This is a genomic window from Aeromonas sp. HMWF015 (assembly GCF_963878965.1).
GTDB classification, from domain to species: domain Bacteria; phylum Pseudomonadota; class Gammaproteobacteria; order Enterobacterales; family Aeromonadaceae; genus Aeromonas; species Aeromonas veronii.
Window position 1 is genome coordinate 1 of the sequence record NZ_CAWNZT010000113.1, and the last position, 1,447, is coordinate 1,447.

The 1,447-nt window shown below is 63.8% G+C and carries 2 protein-coding genes; both read left to right on the forward strand.

Annotated elements, in window-relative coordinates:
• On the forward strand, positions 1 to 936 hold a 936-nt coding region (locus AACS18_RS05610; protein ID WP_108613917.1), incomplete at its 5' end, for a baseplate J/gp47 family protein.
• A partial coding sequence (locus AACS18_RS05615) for a phage tail protein (protein ID WP_108613918.1) occupies positions 929 to 1,447 on the forward strand: 519 nt, incomplete at its 3' end. The genes AACS18_RS05610 and AACS18_RS05615, both read left to right, overlap by 8 nt.

Genomic DNA, 1,447 nt, shown 5'->3' on the forward strand with positions numbered 1-1,447 from the left:
GCCTATCTCGACCTCAAGGCGTGGGATGTGGACCTGACCCGCAAGGGGGCCCAGAAAACCCGCGGGGTGATCAACTTCATCAAGGCCAACCCGAGCGAAGCGGTCACCATCCCGGCCGATATCTGGATCAGCACCGAGCGCATCAACGGCACCATCTATCGGGTCAAACCGCTGCAGGCGGTGGTGAGCCCGGCCGGTGAAGCGGTGGCTCGCGTGGTGTGCGAGGCCGAGTTCGCGGGCGCGGCCTGGAATCTGGCCCCGGGCTACTACAACCTGCTGAGCGAACCGGTCACCGGCATCTTGTCGGCCCGTAACGATGACAAGGAGTGGATCACCACCCAGGGCGCCGATGCCGAGAGCAATGACGCGCTGGGCCTGCGTATTCAGAACCAGTTCTCGGCGGTGGGCCGCTATCACATCGACGCAATCTACCGCTCAATGCTGGCGAGCGTCGCCGGTATTCGGGCCGATCACATCTTCTTCGAGCATGAAGCACCGCGCGGCCCGGGCACTGCCAACGCCTACATTCTGCTGGAGGTGGGCTCCACACCGGCCAGCCTGATTGCCCAGCTTAACGACTACGTAGGCCGCCAGGGCAACCATGGCCACGGCGATGATCTGTTTGTGATGGCGATGCCAGAGACCCAGCACAGCCTCACGCTGGAACTGTGGCCGGTGGCCAACCTCACCGACGAGCAGAAGGCGGCCCTCAAACAGGGCGCTGAATCGCTGGTCAAAGCGGCGTTTCGTCAGTCTGGGGATTTTCCGAGCGTCACCCGCACCTGGCCACGCTCGCGCTTCTCCCTCTCGCAGCTGGCCCGCGAGCTGCACAGCCAGTTCCCGCAGTTGCAGAGCCTCAAGTTTGCGCAGGATGACATCGTCTCGGGGCTGGCCATCCCGCGCCTGAACACGCTGGAGGTAACCCTCTATGACTAACCCGACCCCGCTTGAACACAGCCAGCAGGCGCCGCGGCTCCCCGATGCCAGCGCCCCCTGGTGGGAGGATGGCTACACCATCAGCCCGGCCCACGCCGAACCCGGGTTTCTGGCCAAGGGCATCAACGCCTTCTGGCAACGGCTCAAGGGGTGGCTGTTGCTGCCACTGGCCCAGCAAGACCCGCTCACCTGCTCGGAGTCCCTGCTGGCGCTGCTCGCCTGGGAGCGGGACATCACCCGCTTTAATGGCGAGCCGCTCCCACTTTTTCGCAAACGGGTCAAGTTCGCCTTTGTAAATGCCAGGGACGCCGGCGAGGTGGCGGGCTTTAAGCGCATCTTCGAGCGCCTTGGCATCGGCTGGTGCGACATCCACGAACGGCAAGAGGGAGCGCCCTGGGACGTTATCACTATCGAGGTGACCGACAGCGCCCTCGCTGGTAACCAGCAACTGATGAAAACCCTTATTCAACACTATGGCCGCACCTGCCGCCGCTATCGCTTCCAGGTGGTT